Source organism: Pseudomonas atacamensis (assembly GCF_017167965.1).
GTDB classification, from domain to species: Bacteria; Pseudomonadota; Gammaproteobacteria; order Pseudomonadales; family Pseudomonadaceae; genus Aquipseudomonas; species Aquipseudomonas atacamensis.
The window spans coordinates 939,954-955,649 of sequence record NZ_CP070503.1; the positions used below are offsets into that span (position 1 = coordinate 939,954).

Annotated in this window: 16 protein-coding genes; 10 read left to right on the forward strand and 6 right to left on the reverse strand. The window is 62.1% G+C overall.

Annotation, left to right across the window (positions count from 1 at the left end; all coding sequences use genetic code 11):
• Positions 1–50: 50 nt before the first annotated feature.
• The 3 genes from JWU58_RS04365 (at position 51) to JWU58_RS04375 (ending at position 4,100) form a co-directional block, all read left to right on the forward strand.
• Entirely contained in the window at positions 51–1,700 is a 1,650-nt protein-coding gene (locus JWU58_RS04365; protein WP_206421519.1) for an acyl-CoA dehydrogenase family protein, read from the forward strand.
• A 192-nt stretch (positions 1,701–1,892) separates the two neighbouring features.
• Positions 1,893–3,392 carry an AMP nucleosidase gene (amn, locus tag JWU58_RS04370; protein ID WP_016773051.1) on the forward strand — a complete coding sequence of 500 codons (1,500 nt, stop codon included), beginning with the start codon at positions 1,893–1,895 and terminating at the stop codon, positions 3,390–3,392.
• 72 nt (positions 3,393–3,464) lie between these two features.
• Positions 3,465–4,100: a pseudouridine synthase gene (locus tag JWU58_RS04375; protein ID WP_241196149.1), complete on the forward strand. Its 636-nt coding sequence runs from the start codon at positions 3,465–3,467 to the stop codon at positions 4,098–4,100.
• Here the strand turns inward: JWU58_RS04375 and JWU58_RS04380 are convergent.
• A complete protein-coding gene (locus tag JWU58_RS04380) occupies positions 4,095–4,304 on the reverse strand; it encodes a DUF2788 domain-containing protein (protein WP_016773053.1) in 210 nt (69 codons plus the stop codon). The genes JWU58_RS04375 and JWU58_RS04380 overlap by 6 nt on opposite strands.
• A 169-nt stretch (positions 4,305–4,473) precedes the next feature.
• Positions 4,474–4,953 (reverse strand): Lrp/AsnC family transcriptional regulator, encoded by a 480-nt coding sequence (locus tag JWU58_RS04385; RefSeq protein WP_007909658.1) that lies wholly within the window; start codon positions 4,951–4,953, stop codon positions 4,474–4,476.
• A 449-nt stretch (positions 4,954–5,402) separates the two neighbouring features.
• On the opposite strand from JWU58_RS04385, the gene JWU58_RS04390 reads away from it, so the two are divergent.
• Positions 5,403–6,338 (forward strand): DUF6515 family protein, encoded by a 936-nt coding sequence (locus JWU58_RS04390; protein WP_206421520.1) that lies wholly within the window; start codon positions 5,403–5,405, stop codon positions 6,336–6,338.
• Positions 6,339–6,364: 26 nt separating this feature from the next.
• Here the strand turns inward: JWU58_RS04390 and JWU58_RS04395 are convergent, their stop codons facing one another.
• Positions 6,365–7,273, reverse strand: a complete 909-nt coding sequence (locus JWU58_RS04395) for a cation diffusion facilitator family transporter (protein WP_206421521.1) — start codon at positions 7,271–7,273, stop codon at positions 6,365–6,367.
• Positions 7,274–7,286: 13 nt separating this feature from the next.
• Complete coding sequence (locus JWU58_RS04400) at positions 7,287–7,706, reverse strand: hypothetical protein (protein ID WP_016773056.1); 420 nt, start codon at positions 7,704–7,706, stop codon at positions 7,287–7,289.
• A 110-nt stretch (positions 7,707–7,816) separates the two neighbouring features.
• On the opposite strand from JWU58_RS04400, the gene hrpB reads away from it, so the two are divergent.
• The 3 genes from hrpB (at position 7,817) to JWU58_RS04415 (ending at position 11,477) form a co-directional block, all read left to right on the forward strand.
• Entirely contained in the window at positions 7,817–10,336 is a 2,520-nt protein-coding gene (gene hrpB / locus JWU58_RS04405; protein WP_206421522.1) for an ATP-dependent helicase HrpB, read from the forward strand.
• 129 nt (positions 10,337–10,465) lie between these two features.
• Entirely contained in the window at positions 10,466–11,038 is a 573-nt protein-coding gene (locus JWU58_RS04410) for a hypothetical protein (RefSeq protein ID WP_206421523.1), read from the forward strand.
• 13 nt (positions 11,039–11,051) lie between these two features.
• Positions 11,052–11,477, forward strand: coding sequence for a hypothetical protein (locus tag JWU58_RS04415; protein ID WP_206421524.1), 426 nt, complete (start codon positions 11,052–11,054; stop codon positions 11,475–11,477).
• Positions 11,478–11,489: 12 nt separating this feature from the next.
• On the opposite strand, the gene JWU58_RS04420 is transcribed toward JWU58_RS04415, so the two are convergent.
• Both JWU58_RS04420 and JWU58_RS04425 read right to left on the reverse strand, forming a co-directional pair.
• Positions 11,490–12,569 (reverse strand): endonuclease/exonuclease/phosphatase family protein, encoded by a 1,080-nt coding sequence (locus tag JWU58_RS04420; protein ID WP_024014427.1) that lies wholly within the window; start codon positions 12,567–12,569, stop codon positions 11,490–11,492.
• Positions 12,570–12,644: 75 nt separating this feature from the next.
• A complete protein-coding gene (locus JWU58_RS04425; RefSeq protein ID WP_016773061.1) occupies positions 12,645–13,319 on the reverse strand; it encodes a YciC family protein in 675 nt (224 codons plus the stop codon).
• Between the two features lie 177 nt (positions 13,320–13,496).
• On the opposite strand from JWU58_RS04425, the gene JWU58_RS04430 reads away from it, so the two are divergent.
• The 3 genes from JWU58_RS04430 to JWU58_RS04440 all read left to right on the forward strand — a co-directional run bounded on the left by JWU58_RS04430 (position 13,497) and on the right by JWU58_RS04440 (position 15,671).
• Positions 13,497–14,258 carry a DUF2076 domain-containing protein gene (locus JWU58_RS04430; protein WP_206421525.1) on the forward strand — a complete coding sequence of 254 codons (762 nt, stop codon included), beginning with the start codon at positions 13,497–13,499 and terminating at the stop codon, positions 14,256–14,258.
• A 292-nt stretch (positions 14,259–14,550) separates the two neighbouring features.
• Positions 14,551–15,030, forward strand: coding sequence for a LabA-like NYN domain-containing protein (locus JWU58_RS04435; protein WP_056790604.1), 480 nt, complete (start codon positions 14,551–14,553; stop codon positions 15,028–15,030).
• Between the two features lie 35 nt (positions 15,031–15,065).
• Entirely contained in the window at positions 15,066–15,671 is a 606-nt protein-coding gene (locus JWU58_RS04440; protein WP_076564198.1) for a 3'-5' exonuclease, read from the forward strand.
• The last annotated feature ends 25 nt before the right edge of the window (positions 15,672–15,696 follow it).

Consider the following 15,696-nt stretch of genomic DNA (forward strand, 5'->3'; position numbering starts at 1 on the left):
AAAAAGCACCAGTGCTTAACTGGTGCCATTGCTGAACACGGAGCGCCGTCATGAACCTGCATCAGTTCGCCGAAACCCACGAAGTCACCAATCAGCCGCCGTCGCTGGACGGCGCCAACCTGTACCGCATCGACCTGCCGCTGCAGGAGTGGTCGCGGCGTTTTGGCGCCGGTTGGGCCGAGTCGCGCATCCATGCCTATGGCGCACTCGCGGGTGGGCCGCTGATGGAGGCGGGGTTTCTCGCCAACCAGAACAAACCGGTATTTGCCAGCCATGATCGCTACGGCCATCGCATCGATCTGGTCGAGTTTCACCCGGCTTACCACGAGCTGATGCGCACGGCGATCGAACATGGCCTGACCTCGCTGCCTTGGGCACACCCGCAGGACGGCGCACATGTCGCCCGCGCTTCGATGACCTATCTGCACAGCCAGGCCGAGGCCGGCAGTGGTTGCCCGCTGACCATGACTTTCGCCAGCGTGCCGGCCCTGCGCTTGCAGCCGGACCTGGCCGAACAGTGGCTGCCGAAAGTCCTCGCCACCGAATACGATCCACGCAACGTCGGCATGGCGCACAAGGCCGGCGTGACCATCGGCATGGCGATGACCGAGAAGCAGGGCGGCACCGATGTTCGCGCCAACACCACCAAAGCCTATCCGGTCGGGGCCAGCGGCCCGGGTCAGGCCTATGAACTGGTCGGGCACAAGTGGTTCTGCTCGGCGCCGATGTGCGACGCCTTCCTGACATTGGCGCAAACCGACAAGGGCTTGAGTTGCTTTCTGCTGCCGCGCCATCGCCCGGACGACACGCGCAATCAGTTCTACATCCAGCGTCTGAAAAACAAACTCGGCAACCAGTCCAACGCCTCCAGCGAAGTGGAGTTTCGTGGGGCGCTGGCATGGATGATCGGCGAAGAAGGGCGCGGCGTGCCGACCATTATCGAAATGGTGGCGATGACCCGTTTCGATTGCATGGTCGGCTCCAGCTCGCTGATGCGCCAGGCGCTGACCCAGGCCAGCCATCACTGCGCGCACCGCAAGGTCGGCGGCAAATTGCTCAGCGAGCAGCCGCTGATGCAAAACGTACTCGCCGATCTGGCGCTGGAGAGCGAAGCGGCGTTGGCGCTGAGTCTGCGCATGGGCAAGGCGCTCGATCATCTGGATGATCGCCACGAAGCGCAGTTCGCGCGGTTGGTGACGGCAGTGGGCAAATACTGGATCTGCAAGCGCGCGCCAGGAATGATCAACGAAGCCGCCGAATGCATGGGCGGTGCTGGATACGTCGAGGACAGCATCCTGCCGCGTCTGTACCGCGAAGCGCCGGTGAACTCGACGTGGGAAGGTTCGGGGAATGTGCAATGTCTGGATGTGCTGCGCGCATTGTCGAAGGAGCCGGGTGTGTTGGATGTGCTGTTCAGCGAATTGGGCGATGGCCATGGCGACAAGCGTCTCGCCGCACATATCCAGCAGTTGCAGGCGCAGTTCAAGGACACCAGTGATATTCAGTATCGGGCGCGGCAGTTGACCGAAGACATTGCCCTTGGATTGCAGGCCAAACTGTTGCTGGAGGCTGGGAATTCCGTGGTCAGCGATGCCTTCATTGCCAGCCGTCTGAGCGGTGACGGTCGCGTCTACGGCGCGTTGCCGCGTGGGCTGGACGTTGAAGCGATCGTCGCCCGCTCGACTCCACAGCTTTTCTGACCGCAATTTCGCCGACACCACAAAACCCTGTGGGAGCTGGCTTGCCAGCGATGGCGGTCTGTCAGTCAACATCGATGTTGAATGTGACGGCCTCATCGCTGGCAAGCCAGCTCCCACAGGGATTCGGGTTACCTGAAAGATTTCGGTACACCCACAACGCCACTGTTCCCGTGCGTCCACGATGCAGGCAAGATGAAGCTCTGCAAGTCAGAACACAGGAAGCTGATCGTGACCGAAGCGTTTATTGTCGTTCAAACCGCCGAACAAGCCGTGGATCGTCTGGCCGAGCTGCATGAGCGGGCCACCACTGCGCTGAATTCTGCCCTCAAGCGTTACCTCAAGGACCGCGTCGAGCCCGACGCCGAACAGCGTGCCCTGTTTCGTTATCCTGAACTGCGTCTGACCTACCACTGCCAGGGCGAAGTGCCGCAGACCACCCGCGCTTACGCCAAGGTGCAGTTGCCCGGTACTTACAGCGTCACCGTCACCCACCCGGCGGCGTTTCGCAAATACCTGCTCGAACAACTGACGCCGTTGATGCACGACTTCACCGTGACCGTCGAAGTCGGCGTCAGCCAGCAGAACATTCCGTATCCGTATGTGGTCGAGCAGGGCGATGAACTGGCCGGTTCCGGCGTCACTGCAGCGGTGCTGGCGCGGGTGTTCCCGAGCACCGATCTGTCCGCCGCCACCGATGGCATTGCCGACGGCCTCTACGACTGGGAAAACACCGATCCGCTGCCTCTGGCGCTGTTCGACGCGGCGCGCGTGGATTTCTCGCTGCGCCGGCTGGTGCATTACACCGGCAGTGACTGGCGCCATGTGCAGCCGTGGATTCTGCTGACCAACTATCATCGCTACGTCGATCAGTTCATCGTTCATGGTCTGGAGCAGTTGCGCCGCGACCCGCGTTTCGTGCGCATGGTCCTGCCGGGCAACGTGATCATCGAGAAGAGCATGGACCACGGCGAAGCCTCGGCGATTGCCGCCGGTGTGGTCTGGCACCGTTACCAGATGCCGGCCTATCACCTGATCGCCAGCGATGGCCACGGCGTGACGCTGGTCAACATCGGTGTCGGCCCGTCCAACGCCAAGAACATCACCGATCACTTGGCCGTGCTGCGCCCGCATTGCTGGCTGATGATCGGCCATTGCGGCGGCCTGCGTCAGTCGCAGACCATCGGCGATTACGTGCTGGCCCACGCCTACATGCGTCGCGACGGCATTCTTGATCGTGTGGTGCCGCCGAATATTCCGATCCCGGCACTGGCCGAAGTGCAGCTTGCTCTGCAGCAGGCGGCGGCGAATGTCACCGGCGAGAAGGGCGACGATCTGAAGAAGCGCCTGCGCACTGGCACGGTTCTGACCTATGACGACCGTAACTGGGAATTGCGCTGGGCTCAGGAGCGGCCGCTGATCAACCTGTCCCGCGCGGTTGCGGTGGACATGGAAAGCGGCACGATTGCAGCGCAAGGTTATCGCCTGCGTGTGCCTTACGGCACGTTGCTGTGCGTTTCGGACAAGCCGCTGCACAGCGAAATCAAACTGCCGGGCTCGGCCAACGCCTTCTATGAGCGTGCGGTCAGCCAGCATTTGAAAATCGGCATCGAAGCGGTGGATCTGCTGCGTACCGAACTCAACTCGCTGCACTCGCGCAAACTGCGCAGCTTCGACGAGCCGCCGTTCCGTTAACGGTTAGTCGTGGTCATTTGGCGGTCGGGGCACTAGCATTGTCAGCCCTGATCGCTAAATGTTCTGTCTCTTATGTCCCGTCTCCCGCGTCCACCTTCCCGCCGTCCCGGCGTGAAGCCTCGGTCTTCTGCGCCGCGCCGTGTTGCCAAAGCACCACCGGCCGAGCCGAAACTGATCCTGTTCAACAAACCCTTCGATGTGCTGACGCAATTCAGCGACGGTGAAGGGCGGGCGACACTCAAGGATTACATCGATGTGCCGGGGATTTACCCGGCCGGACGTCTGGATCGCGACAGCGAAGGTTTGTTGCTGCTGACCAACGACGGCCAGTTGCAGGCGCGCATCGCCGATCCGAAACACAAACTGGCGAAGACTTATTGGGTGCAGGTGGAGGGCGAGCCGACGGCCGAGCAGTTGCAGCGCCTGCGTGATGGCGTCGAGCTGAATGACGGCATGACTCTGCCCGCCGAAGCGCGGCAACTGGCTGAGCCGCAGTTATGGCCGCGCAATCCGCCGGTACGCTTTCGCGCGACCATACCGACCTCGTGGCTGGAATTGGTGATTCGCGAAGGGCGCAACCGTCAGGTGCGGCGCATGACGGCAGCGGTCGGATTGCCGACGTTGCGTCTGGTGCGAGTCAGGATTGGTGACTGGACGATTGAAGGGCTGGATCAGGGCCAGTGGCGGGAAGTGCCGGCGCGCTTATAAGGCGCCGGATTCGATCAGGCCGATCACCACACTCTTGATGATGAACGCGGCCACGCCCAGGCCTAGCACGAAAAACAGAATGAACGAGCCGAACCGCCCGGCCTTGGACTTCTTCGCCAGATCCCAGACGATGAAACCCATGAAAATGATCAGGATGCTGACCAGACCGGTCATCATCCACTCTTCGAACAGTGCTGGATCCATTGGCGATCTCCGGCGCGGACAGGGCTGAAAGGGCGGCGGCGAGTATACGCCATGGTCGGATGGCGGGGCATTGATCTGCGTCGCCTGTGCCGGCCCCTTCGCGAGCAGGCTCGCTCCCACAGGTTGAAATGCATTCCCCTGTGGGAGCGAGCCTGCTCGCGAAGCGATTTCAGCTACGCAAATGAGTCAGCGGCAGTTCGGTGCTGTTGAGCACCTGGTTCAGCACAAAACTCGACCGCACGCTGGTGACCCCCTCGATCCGGGTCAGGTGTCCCAGCAGCAATTTCTGGTAGTGATCCATATCCGGCACCACCACTTTCAACTGGTAGTCGGCATCCACTCCGGTCACCAGACTGCACTCCAGCACTTGCGGCAATGTGCGGATCGCCGCTTCGAAGTTTTCAAAGCGCTCCGGCGTGTGCCGGTCCATTCCGATCAGCACATACGCGGTCAGGCTCAAGCCGAGCATCTTGCGATCGAGCAGCGCAACCTGGCGCGAGATATAGCCATCGTCTTCCAGTTGCTTGACCCGGCGCGAGCAGGGCGAGGGCGACAGACCGATGCGCTCGGCCAGTTCCTGGTTGGAGATACGGGCGTCGCGCTGCAATTCCGCCAAAATACTCAGGTCATACCGGTCGAGTTTGCTCATCAATCTGTCCTTGGTCGTAACTATTGCGGCGGATTATCTATCCAGGGTTAAAAATTGCGCAAGCAGTGTTTAATTGAGCAATTTTCGCAATCCTCTGTCGCGGCTTCAGGCCTATTCTTATCACCAGAATCACTGCTCGGTAATACAGTCCACGCGGCCCGCCCAATCAGGCCCGCCGCGGCCGCCACCCCCACCGGGGATGTGCCGGCCCCCGAGCTGCACACTGTCCAGAAGACGGCGTGAGGTGAGCCGACGTCAAAAGCGTCGAGCCAGGACGAAGTTCTCAGAAGGGAGGCCGACGGGTCTCCCTTTTTTCTTGCCTGCGATTTCATGTTGGCGCCTCAATAAATAAGTCGCGCGACTGATAACCTGTTGCAGAACCCGGTGGGGCTGTTTCGAGTCTCAGCAATAAGCCCTGCCAACGACAGGCTCCCGCAGTGAGGAAAAGCATGAATTCGCGCATCTGGCGTCTGGCCGGTGTTGGTTTGCTGTGTGTGGGTGTCGGTGCGCAAGCGCTGGCCGATGAGCCGCAGATTCGTGGGCCGGGCAACGGGCCGCAGAACGACGGGATCATCCGTGGCGACAACAGCCGTCAGTTCGAGCACAACGGCCAGCCGCACAACAATGACGGTCAATGGCAGAACCGCAACCGTGCTGATGAGCGTCCGCAACCGCCTCGCCAGCCCGGTAGTAACCTGCCGATCCAGCCGCGTCCCGACGCCGTGCACCAGACCCAGGAACCGCGTCAGGGTTACTACCGCGACGAGCGCCCGCAGAACGGTTATCACAATCAACAGTGGCAGACGCGGCCGCGTCCCGATGACAACCGCTGGCCGGGACGGCCGAACGGTCATGGCAATGGCTGGGGTCCTGGCCCGCAGTATCGTCCGGGCCATGTGATCGACCGTTTCCCGGATCGTGATTACCGCGTGCCGTATCGCGGTCAGGATTACTTCTATTCCGGCGGCTACTGGTATCGCCCGCAAGGCCCGCGCTACATCGTCGTGCAACCACCGCGCGGGATCCGCATCCAGTATTTGCCGGATTACGCCCGTGAAGTGTGGATCGGCGGCTCGCTGCTGTTCCTCGCTGCCGGTTCGTATTACGCCTATCAAGAGGCGACGCAGGATTACGTGGTGGTCGAGCCGCCGCTGCAGCAACCGTCGCAACCGCAAGCTCAGGGCTATGACGTCGAAGCCTATCCGGCCAACGGCCAGTCGCCGCAGCAAGTGCAGCAGGACGGTTACCAGTGCTCTCAGTACGCGGTGCAGCAAAGCGGTTTCGACCCGCGCACCGCGACCTATCAACCGGCACCCGAAGTGGTTCAGGCCTATCGCCAGGCGCAGGGCAACTGCCTGAGCAGTCGCGGTTATCAGGTCAGATAGGGCAGCTACGAGCTACGAGCTACGAGCTACAAGCTTGAAGCTAGAGGCTTGTCGCTTGTGGCTGCTTTTACAGGGTCGGCGTGCACCAGCACTTCGGCCTTCGGATAGGCCTTGTGAATCGCCGCCGCCGCTTGGTCGCTGATGCCATGGGCGACTGACAGGGTCAGTTCGCCCGGCAGTTCCAAGTGCAATTGCACAAACCAGTGGTTGCCGGAGATCCGCGTGCGCAGTTCGTGCGCACCCAGTACGCCGGGGACGCTGCATGCCAGTTCGAGCATGTGCTGGCTGACATCGGTCGGCAGTTCCTCGTCCATCAACACCGAAAAACTTTCCCGGGCGATCTGAATCGCACTCCAGAAAATGTACACGGCGATCCCCAGCCCGAACCACGCATCCAGTTGCGCAAAACCCATCGCGGCCAACACCAGCGCGATCAGGATGCTGCCGTTGAGCAGCAGGTCCGAACGGTAATGCAGCGAGTCGGCACGCACGGCGTTGGAGCCGGTCTGCTTGATCACCCGGTGCTGCAACATCAGCAGCGCCGCCGTCAGCAGCAGGGAAAACACGATCACACCGATGCTCAGCCACGGCGCGCCAAGCGGCTCTGGTTTCTGCAAGCGCTCGTAGGCCTGAAACGCGATCAACACCGCGCTGCCACCGATGAACAACGCCTGGGCCATGCCCGCCAGCGATTCGGCTTTGCCGTGGCCATAACGGTGATCATCATCCGCCGGGCGCAAGGCGTAATGCACTGCCAGCAGATTGAGCATCGAGGTGACGCCATCCAGCGCCGAGTCGGTGAGGCCGGCGAGCATGCTCACCGATCCGCTGAGCCACCACGCAATCGCCTTGGCGACGATCAGCGTGCAGGCGACCGCCACCGAGGCGCGGGTCGCCAGCCGCAGCAGGCGGGCGTGTTCGGGGCTGGAGGTCATTGAACGTCCTTATTCAAGCGGCCGGTTGCAGGCCGAACATCGCCAGTTGCTGAGTGCTGCCCTTGTGCTGGATCAGGCGCGGATCATCCAGAGGAAAATCTCGGCCCAGCTCGCTCTCAAGAATCGCCTGCAACTTGTGATTGTCGACCTGTCCATCCGGGCCGATGGCTTGCTTGAGCTTGGCCGGATCGATCTGCGCGGTGTGGCCCGGTTCGAAATAGATCGCCCCGGTGGCGAAGTCGACGGCAAACGCGATCAGCCCGGGAATGATGTAGAACAGCAGGCCGACGGCATCGAGCACGGCAATCGCCGGGTCGATCTTGCCGTCGATCTGGCCACGCCGGTCCGGGTAGAAAATCGAACCGCACGCCGACAGTTGCGTGAGCAGAGTGGCAACCAGAACACCGCCGATCAGGCGAGAGGGTAAGCGCATGGAAATGTCTCCTGAGTCATCAAATAACGAAGCTTCGTCTTGTGAAGTTAAGACCCTGACGAACGCCCGGCAGTTCGCCGTTATACTCGGCCCTCTGTTTGGGAGCCAGCATGATTTCTTTGCCGATCGACGATGTTTTACCCGCCCTGCGTGAAGCCCTCGCGTCACGCCACGAAGCCGTGCTCGAAGCACCGCCCGGCGCCGGTAAAACCACCCGCGTGCCTTTGGCCTTGCTCAACGAAGCCTGTCTGGCCGGGCAGACCATCGTCATGCTCGAACCACGGCGCTTGGCTGCGCGGGCGGCGGCGGAGCGTTTGGCCAGCGAGCTCGGCGAGCAGGTCGGTGAAACCGTCGGCTATCGCATCCGCCTCGACAGCAAGGTTGGCCCGAAGACGCGTATCGAAGTGGTCACCGAAGGCATTCTCACCCGGCGCTTGCAGGACGACCCGGCGCTGGAGGGTGTGGGCCTGCTGATCTTCGACGAATTTCATGAACGCAGTCTCGACGCCGATCTGGCGCTGGCCCTCAGTCTGAACGGTCGCGAGCTGTTTCGCGCTGAACAGCCGCTGAAGATTCTGCTGATGTCGGCCACCCTCGAAGGCGAGCGTCTGGCCGGGTTGCTCGATGACGCGCCGATCCTGCGCAGCGAAGGGCGCATGTATCCAGTGACGATGCGCTGGGGCCGGCCGTTTCAGCCAGGCGAATACGTCGACCAGCGGGTTACCCAAACCGTGCTCGAAGCGCTGCACGACGAGACCGGCAGCCTGCTGGTGTTCCTGCCGGGACAGGCGGAAATTCGTCGCGTGCACCAGCAATTGGCCGACGCCATCGGTGAGCGCAAGGACGTTTTGCTGTGCCCGTTGCACGGCGAACTCGACCTCGATGCGCAACGTGCAGCGATCGATCCGGCGCCGCCCGGTCAGCGCAAAGTGGTGCTGGCAACCAACATCGCCGAGACCAGCCTGACCATCAACGGCGTGCGCGTGGTCATCGATGCCGGGCTGGCGCGGGTGCCGCGTTTCGATCCGGGCAGCGGCATGACCCGCCTCGACACCCAACGCATCTCCAAGGCCAGCGCCACCCAGCGTGCCGGCCGCGCCGGGCGACTGGAGCCGGGCGTGTGCTATCGCCTGTGGTCGCAGGATCAGCACGAACAATTGGCAGCCTATGGCAGCGCAGAAATTCTCTCGGCGGATCTGGCCAGCCTCGCTTTGCAGCTGGGGCGCTGGGGCGTGACCCCGGGCGAACTGGTCTGGCTCGACATACCGCCCGCCGCCGCGTATGCCCAAGCGCAGGATCTGCTGCAACGCCTCGGCGCCGTGCACGGCGACACGCTGACGGCCCACGGCCAGGCCATGGCCGAACTGCCGGCGCATCCGCGCATCGCGCATTTGCTGTTGCGCGGTCAGGCATTGGGGCTGGCGGCGATGGCCTGCGATGTGGCGGCGCTGCTCGGCGAGCGCGATATCCTGCGCGGCGCTGGCGCGGATCTGCACAGCCGGTTGGTCCTGCTTTCCGGCGAAGAACGTGCCGGTCGTGGCGCGCAGGGCGGGGTGCAACGCGCCCGGCAATTGGCCCGGCAGTACCGCGGTTACCTGCGTGGCAAGCCGAGCGAACCGGTAAACGATCCCGAGCATCCGCGCTGGCTCGGCGCCCTGCTGGCGCTGGCCTACCCGGATCGCGTCGCCCAGCAACGGCGTGCCGGCGGGGCCGAATACCGTTTGGCCAACGGTCGCGCGGCGCTGTTCGCTGAGGCCGATAGCTTGATGAAGCACGAGTGGATCGTCATCGCCGACCTTGGCAGTCGCCAGGGCCAGCGCGAAGAACGCATCTATCTGGCGGCGGATTTCGATCCGGCGCTGTTCGATTCGGTGCTCGCCGAGCAAGTGCGCAGCGTCGATCAACTCGATTGGGATGAACGCGAAGGCGTGCTGCGTGCCGAGCGCCAGCGTAAGGTCGGCGAGCTGATTCTCAGCCGCGAACCGTTGCCCGGTCTGGATGAAAACGCGCGCAGTCAGGCGCTGGTCAGTCTGGTGCGGCGCAAGGGTCTTGAGCTGTTGCCGTGGACGCCGGAACTGCGCCAGTGGCAGGCGCGGGTGGCGCTGTTGCGTCAGCTCGATCTGAACACTCAGGACGATAGCCAATGGCCGGATGTCAGCGATGCGGCATTGTTGAATACCCTGGAAGACTGGCTGATGCCGTATCTGGGCAAGGTCTCGCGGCTCAGCCATTTCGCCAGCCTCGACCTGTCGAGCATCGTGCGTAATCTGCTGCCGTGGCCGCTGCCGCAGAAGCTCGACGAACTGGCGCCGCATCATTTGAGCGTGCCGTCGGGGTCATCGATTCGTCTGGATTACAGCGAACATCCACCGATTCTCGCGGTGCGTTTGCAAGAGCTGTTTGGTCTGGCCGATACGCCACGGATTGCCGGTGGCCGGCAAGTGGTCAAGCTGCATCTGCTGTCGCCGGCGCGGCGGCCGGTGCAGGTCACGCAGGACCTGGCCAACTTCTGGCGCAGCACCTATGCCGAGGTGAAGAAGGATCTCAAGGGGCGCTATCCGAAGCACTATTGGCCGGACGATCCCTTGGTCGCCGAAGCCACGGCGCGGGCGAAACCACGCGGCACCTGACCCGCAATGGCTGCGCGCCATTAGCCCATCCGTGCTAATTGCCCTTGGTTGTTCCGGCTCGCAAAATCGCCGCCTGAACAATAACAGCCTTGTTGCCTGGCAACTTGCGCCCAAGGAACGGAACTGCCCATGACCTCTTTCTTCAAGCTCAAGAAGTTGATCTTCTTGTCGGCTGCGCTATTGGCCGCCTCCAGTTCGGCCATGGCCGAAGAGCCCGATCCGATTGGCGACTGGTGGATTATCTACGGCAACGGCGTGCCCCAGAAAAACATCATGTACGTCGCCGATGCGACGTCGGTGGTGCCTTCGCAGAAAACCAAAGGCGCGACCATGGTCGCGGTGACGCTGGTGTATGAAGAACCCGGCAAACCGATGATCGACGTCTACAACCTCGAAGCCCAATGCTCTACGGGCAAGGTGCGTTTTATCAATGGCCAGTCCATCGAGCGTCTCGCCTACACCATGCGTCATCTGAAAGTTGCCAACCAATGGCAGACCCCGAAAGAGTTCTGGGTCCAGCAAGCGCTGAAGTTTGCCTGCGCGCCGGGCAGTCGCGCGAAAAACGACATGGCCGCCGTGGGCAAGATGGAATACCTGCAAATGATCGAGATGCTGCAGCAGATGTTCTTCAAGCTCGCGCCGATTCAGCAAAAGAGCCAGATGATGGACAACCTCGACAGCCTGCTCGAACTGAAGAAATAAGCCGAGGCATCCAATGACTTACACACGTTTATGGCTGGCAACCCTGCTGGCAGGATTGCTCTTGAGCGGTTGTACCACCATCGCGCAGAGCCGTTGGGAAGGGCGCGATCTTCAGGAAGCACTAAATCTGTTCGGCACGCCAGATTCGATGCAAAAGGAGATCGGCCCGAATGGCGAACCCTTGGCCGTGCTGACCTGGTACAAGTCCGCGAGCTGGACCACCACCGAAGCGGCTGGCACTTCGATGACTCATACCGGCAACGGCATGGTGTACACCGAGCATTATCAGCAAGTTGGGCACAGTTCCGATTGCAAATTGCAGGCGAAGATCGATCAACAGAAGAAGATTGCACAGTTCCTGATCGAGGACGGGCGAATCCTGCATGGCAAGTGCCTGGGCGTCCGGTTTGTCCCCGGTTACATTCCGCCCGGCCTATAAGGGCAAAAACGCTCAGGGCGCAGCGGGCAGGAGGAACCGCGCAATCACCGGCAAGTGGTCGGAGATGCGCAGGGTATCGTCCTGCCGCACCTGCGCTTGCAGGCGTTTGAGCTTCGGGCTGTAGAACAGATAATCCACCGTGCGATCCGGGCCGTTGAGGCCGGGGTCGTTGGGGTAATGGGTCAGCCATTTGGCTCGATCGATACCGCCGGCCTCGTTGTTGGTCGGGATCATCGGGTACTTGTCCCACAGCAGATGCAGTTCGCTGTCGGCAGAGTAGGGCGTGCGCCGCTCGACCGGCAGGCGTCGATACTGGCCCAGCGGCAGCAGATTGAAATCGCCACCGATCAGCCACGGCAGGCCTTGGCTTTCATACTTGTCGAGGACTTTGGCCACGGCAGCCACTTGCGCCTGCACGTTGCCGTCCGCCTGGCTGGCGCGCTGCAAGTGGGTGTTGAACACGGTCAGTTGTCCGCCATCGCTGAGCGGCAGTTTGACTGCGAGCAAAGCGTCTTTGGGCTGGAACTGGCGGCTGATGAAGTTGCTCGGGGCGACGGGCAGTTGCAGGCGTTCGGCGTGTTCGATGCGATAGCGGCTCAGCGTGGCCAACTGGCGGCCGACGCTGCCGTAGATATGTGGCTCGGGGACGAAATCGGCTTTCCAGTCGAAGGCGCTGGCACTGCACGGATACAGGTCGGCGACGCGTTCCTGCAACAGCTTGAGCTGATTCTGGTAGTCACTGGCCTTGGCGCCGTCGTCCAGCTCCTGCAACAGCACCACATCCGGTTGTTCGTCACGGATCACCCGCGCTACTTCGTCGAGGCTGAACGCCATGTCTTCGGCGGTCGGCGCCTCATCGTCGCCTTCGGCCAGGTCATTCCAGAATACGTAGCGCTTGCCGGCGAGGAACTGCACGTTCCAGGTCATGACTTTCAGCGCTTGCCCCGGCACCAGCGTCGGCGCGGTAGTGCCGCAACTGACCGGCAGGGTTTCGCGGGCATCGGGGCGCCAGGTCAGGCTGAACAGCAGCACGCCGAACAGGACGGCGGCGAGGATGACGAGGAGCAGGGTGTAGCGCAGCAGACGGGTCATGGCTCGGCTTATAGCGTTACAGAAAGTGGCCCCGAGCATACCTGACGGCAGCGGCGAAGCCCAAGCACGGCGCGGTCAGACTGCGCCGTTACGTTTGTCAGGCAATTCGCTGATCAGCATGAACAGACGGAACAGCACCACACTGGTGAACAGTTGCAGAAAGCTGTGAGCGCTGTCGATCAGCCCGGCAATCAGCGGATTCTGCGGTTCGGGGTACACCGCCAGCGTCGCGCCCTTGAGCAGCCACAACGGTGTCATCACGCAGAGAATGCACAGCAGGATGCGCCAGAAGTGTCCACGGGTCAGGCGAAGGCTTTCCTTCATCGCCTGCAACGGCCCGAGGCCGCGCAGCACCAGCAGGTATTCGGCGAAGGCGAGCATGACCATCAGCATCAGGCCCGGCAGGAAGTACAACGACAGACCAAGCAGAATCAGCAAGGTATTGAGCGCGGTCAGCACCGCGAAGCGCGGCCACAGGGTTGCGGCCATCGCCAGCAGGTCACGGTTGCGCGGCGACTCGCCACGGCTGCGTGCATCGAGAAACAGGATCAGCGCGGCGGTGTAAAGCGGATACACCAGCAGGCCGACGATGATGCTGACGCCGGCGAAGGTGTCCGGCCCGGTGGCGTGATCGACTGCCTGCTGCAAGAAGGCTTCGACAATCACCAGCGGCAGGCACAACTGCACGATGCTGCCCAGATGGCGTTTGAAAAAATACAAAGAGTCGCGCAGTACTTCGAGGGCATTCATCAGTTGGTATCGCAGGTCGAAAACAGTGGCTCACTTTAACCGATGCAACGCGGGCCGACACAAACGTAAACATTCGGTAAAGGCCATTGAAACGTTTTGTCACTATCTCCATTACAGGAGAGCACCGCGCTCAGAGTGGGCGCGGGCACGTTATTACCGGCAATCTACGAGGTCGCCATGAACAGCGAAGAGCAAACCCTGATCGATGGACTGTTTTCCCGGCTGCAACAGGCCGAAACGGAGGCAGCCCCGCGCGACGCCCAGGCCGAGGCGCGGATCAAGGAACACCTGACGCGCCAACCGGCGGCAGGTTATTTCATGACCCAGGCGATTCTGGTGCAAGAGGCCGCGCTGAAAAGCCTCGACGAGCAGAACAAGCAGCTGACTCAGCAAGTCCAGCGTCTGCAGGCCGAGCTGCAATCGGCCAAGGCCCAGAGCGGCGCACCGGCATCCAGCGGTGGCGGTGGCTTCCTGTCGAGTATCTTTGGCGGCGGCAATTCGCGTCCGGCGCCGAGCCAGAGCGTAGCGCCGTCGTCCACCGGCGGCTGGCGTGAACCGGCGCCGCAGCAGAGCTACCAGACTCCGGCACCGCAACAGAACTTCGGCGCCGCGCCGCCCAACTATGCGCAGCAGGCAGCCCCGGCGGCGGGCAACAGCTTCCTCGGCGGCGCGCTGAAAACCGCTGCGGGCGTAGCCGGCGGTGTGATGCTGGCGCAGGGCATCAGCAGCCTGTTCCACCACAATCAGCAACCGGAAGAAATCGTCGAGGTCATCAAGGAAGAACCGGCGCAGGTCGCCGACCAGAGCAACAACGGCTGGGGCGATGATCAGCGCGTGACGGACAACGGCTTCTCGGGCAATGACCAGGGCGGTTTCAGCGACGCCGATTACAGCAGCGACAATTCGTCGTTCTTCGATGACGACGACTCCTTTGTCTGACATCGCCTTTGAAGGCTGGCATTGCCTCTGAAGGCTGACATAAACACTGTGGCGAGGGGATTCATCCCCGCTGGGCTGCGCAGCAGCCCCCGCTTTTCCTGGTTAAAGCGAGGACTGCTGCGCAGCCCAACGGGGATGAATCCCCTCGCCACACTCACCACTCGTCAGCAGCACCTTTGCGCCTGTGGCCGATTATTCGCGGAACCCTCCTTCGGGCTGGCATACTGAGCGCCTTTTTCAGGCCTGATCGCCTGACCCCGCTTCGTGCGCTTGCGCGCTCACAGGAACTCCGGTGAAAAAAATCGCAGTGTTCGCCGATGTGCAGAACCTCTACTACACCGTGCGTCAGGCCTATGGTTGCCACTTCAACTACGCCGCATTGTGGGCCGACATCAGCAAGAACGGGCAGATCGTCGAGGCTTACGCCTACGCGATCGACCGTGGCGACAGCAAGCAGCAGCAGTTTCAGCAGATCCTGCGCAACCTCGGTTTTACCGTGAAGCTCAAGCCCTACATCCAGCGCAGCGACGGCTCGGCCAAGGGCGACTGGGACGTGGGCATTACCCTGGACATCATGGACGCCGCCGACCATGTCGACGAAGTGGTGCTGGCCTCCGGTGACGGCGATTTCGACATGTTGCTCGAACGCATCATCAACAAGCACGGCGTGCAAGCGGTGGCCTACGGCGTCCCCGGCCTGACCGCCAACTCGCTGATCCGCGCCGCCAGCCGCTACGTGCCGATCGAAGGCGCACTGTTGCTCAAGAGCTGAGCTGAACAATAGATTTGAACGGAGTACACCCCGGTTTGGAACGCATTGCAGTCATCGACTTTGAAACCACCGGCCTGTCGCCGAACAGCAGCTGCCGCGCCACGGAAATCGCCGTGGTCATGCTGGAAAACGGCCGCATCGTCGAGCGTTACCAGAGCCTGATGAACGCCGGCGTGCGCGTCCCCGCGTTCATCGAGCAACTGACCGGCATCAGCAACGCCATGCTGCGCACCGCGCCGCCGGCCGAGCGGGTGATGGAAGAGGTCAACGAGTTCGTCGGTTGTACGCCGCTGTTGGCGCACAACGCCTCGTTCGACCAAAAGTTCTGGGATTTCGAACTAGGGCGGATCAAACGCACCCGCCTGCAGAATTTCGCCTGTTCACTGCTGCTGGCGCGGCGCCTGATGCCGGCGGCGCCGAATCACAAGCTCGGCACGCTCACCACTTTCGCGCGGCTACCGCATACCGGTCAGGCTCACCGGGCCATGGCCGACGCCGAGATGGCGGCCAATCTGATGGCGCATCTGGCGCAAGAGTTGCGGGGCAAGCACGGGGTGCGCGAGTTGAATCACGACCTGTTGTGCAAGTTGCAGAAAGTCCCTGCGGCGAAAGTCGGCGAGCATTTGCAGCGTTATCGCTGATTCCAGGCACTCCGACTGGTCGTTC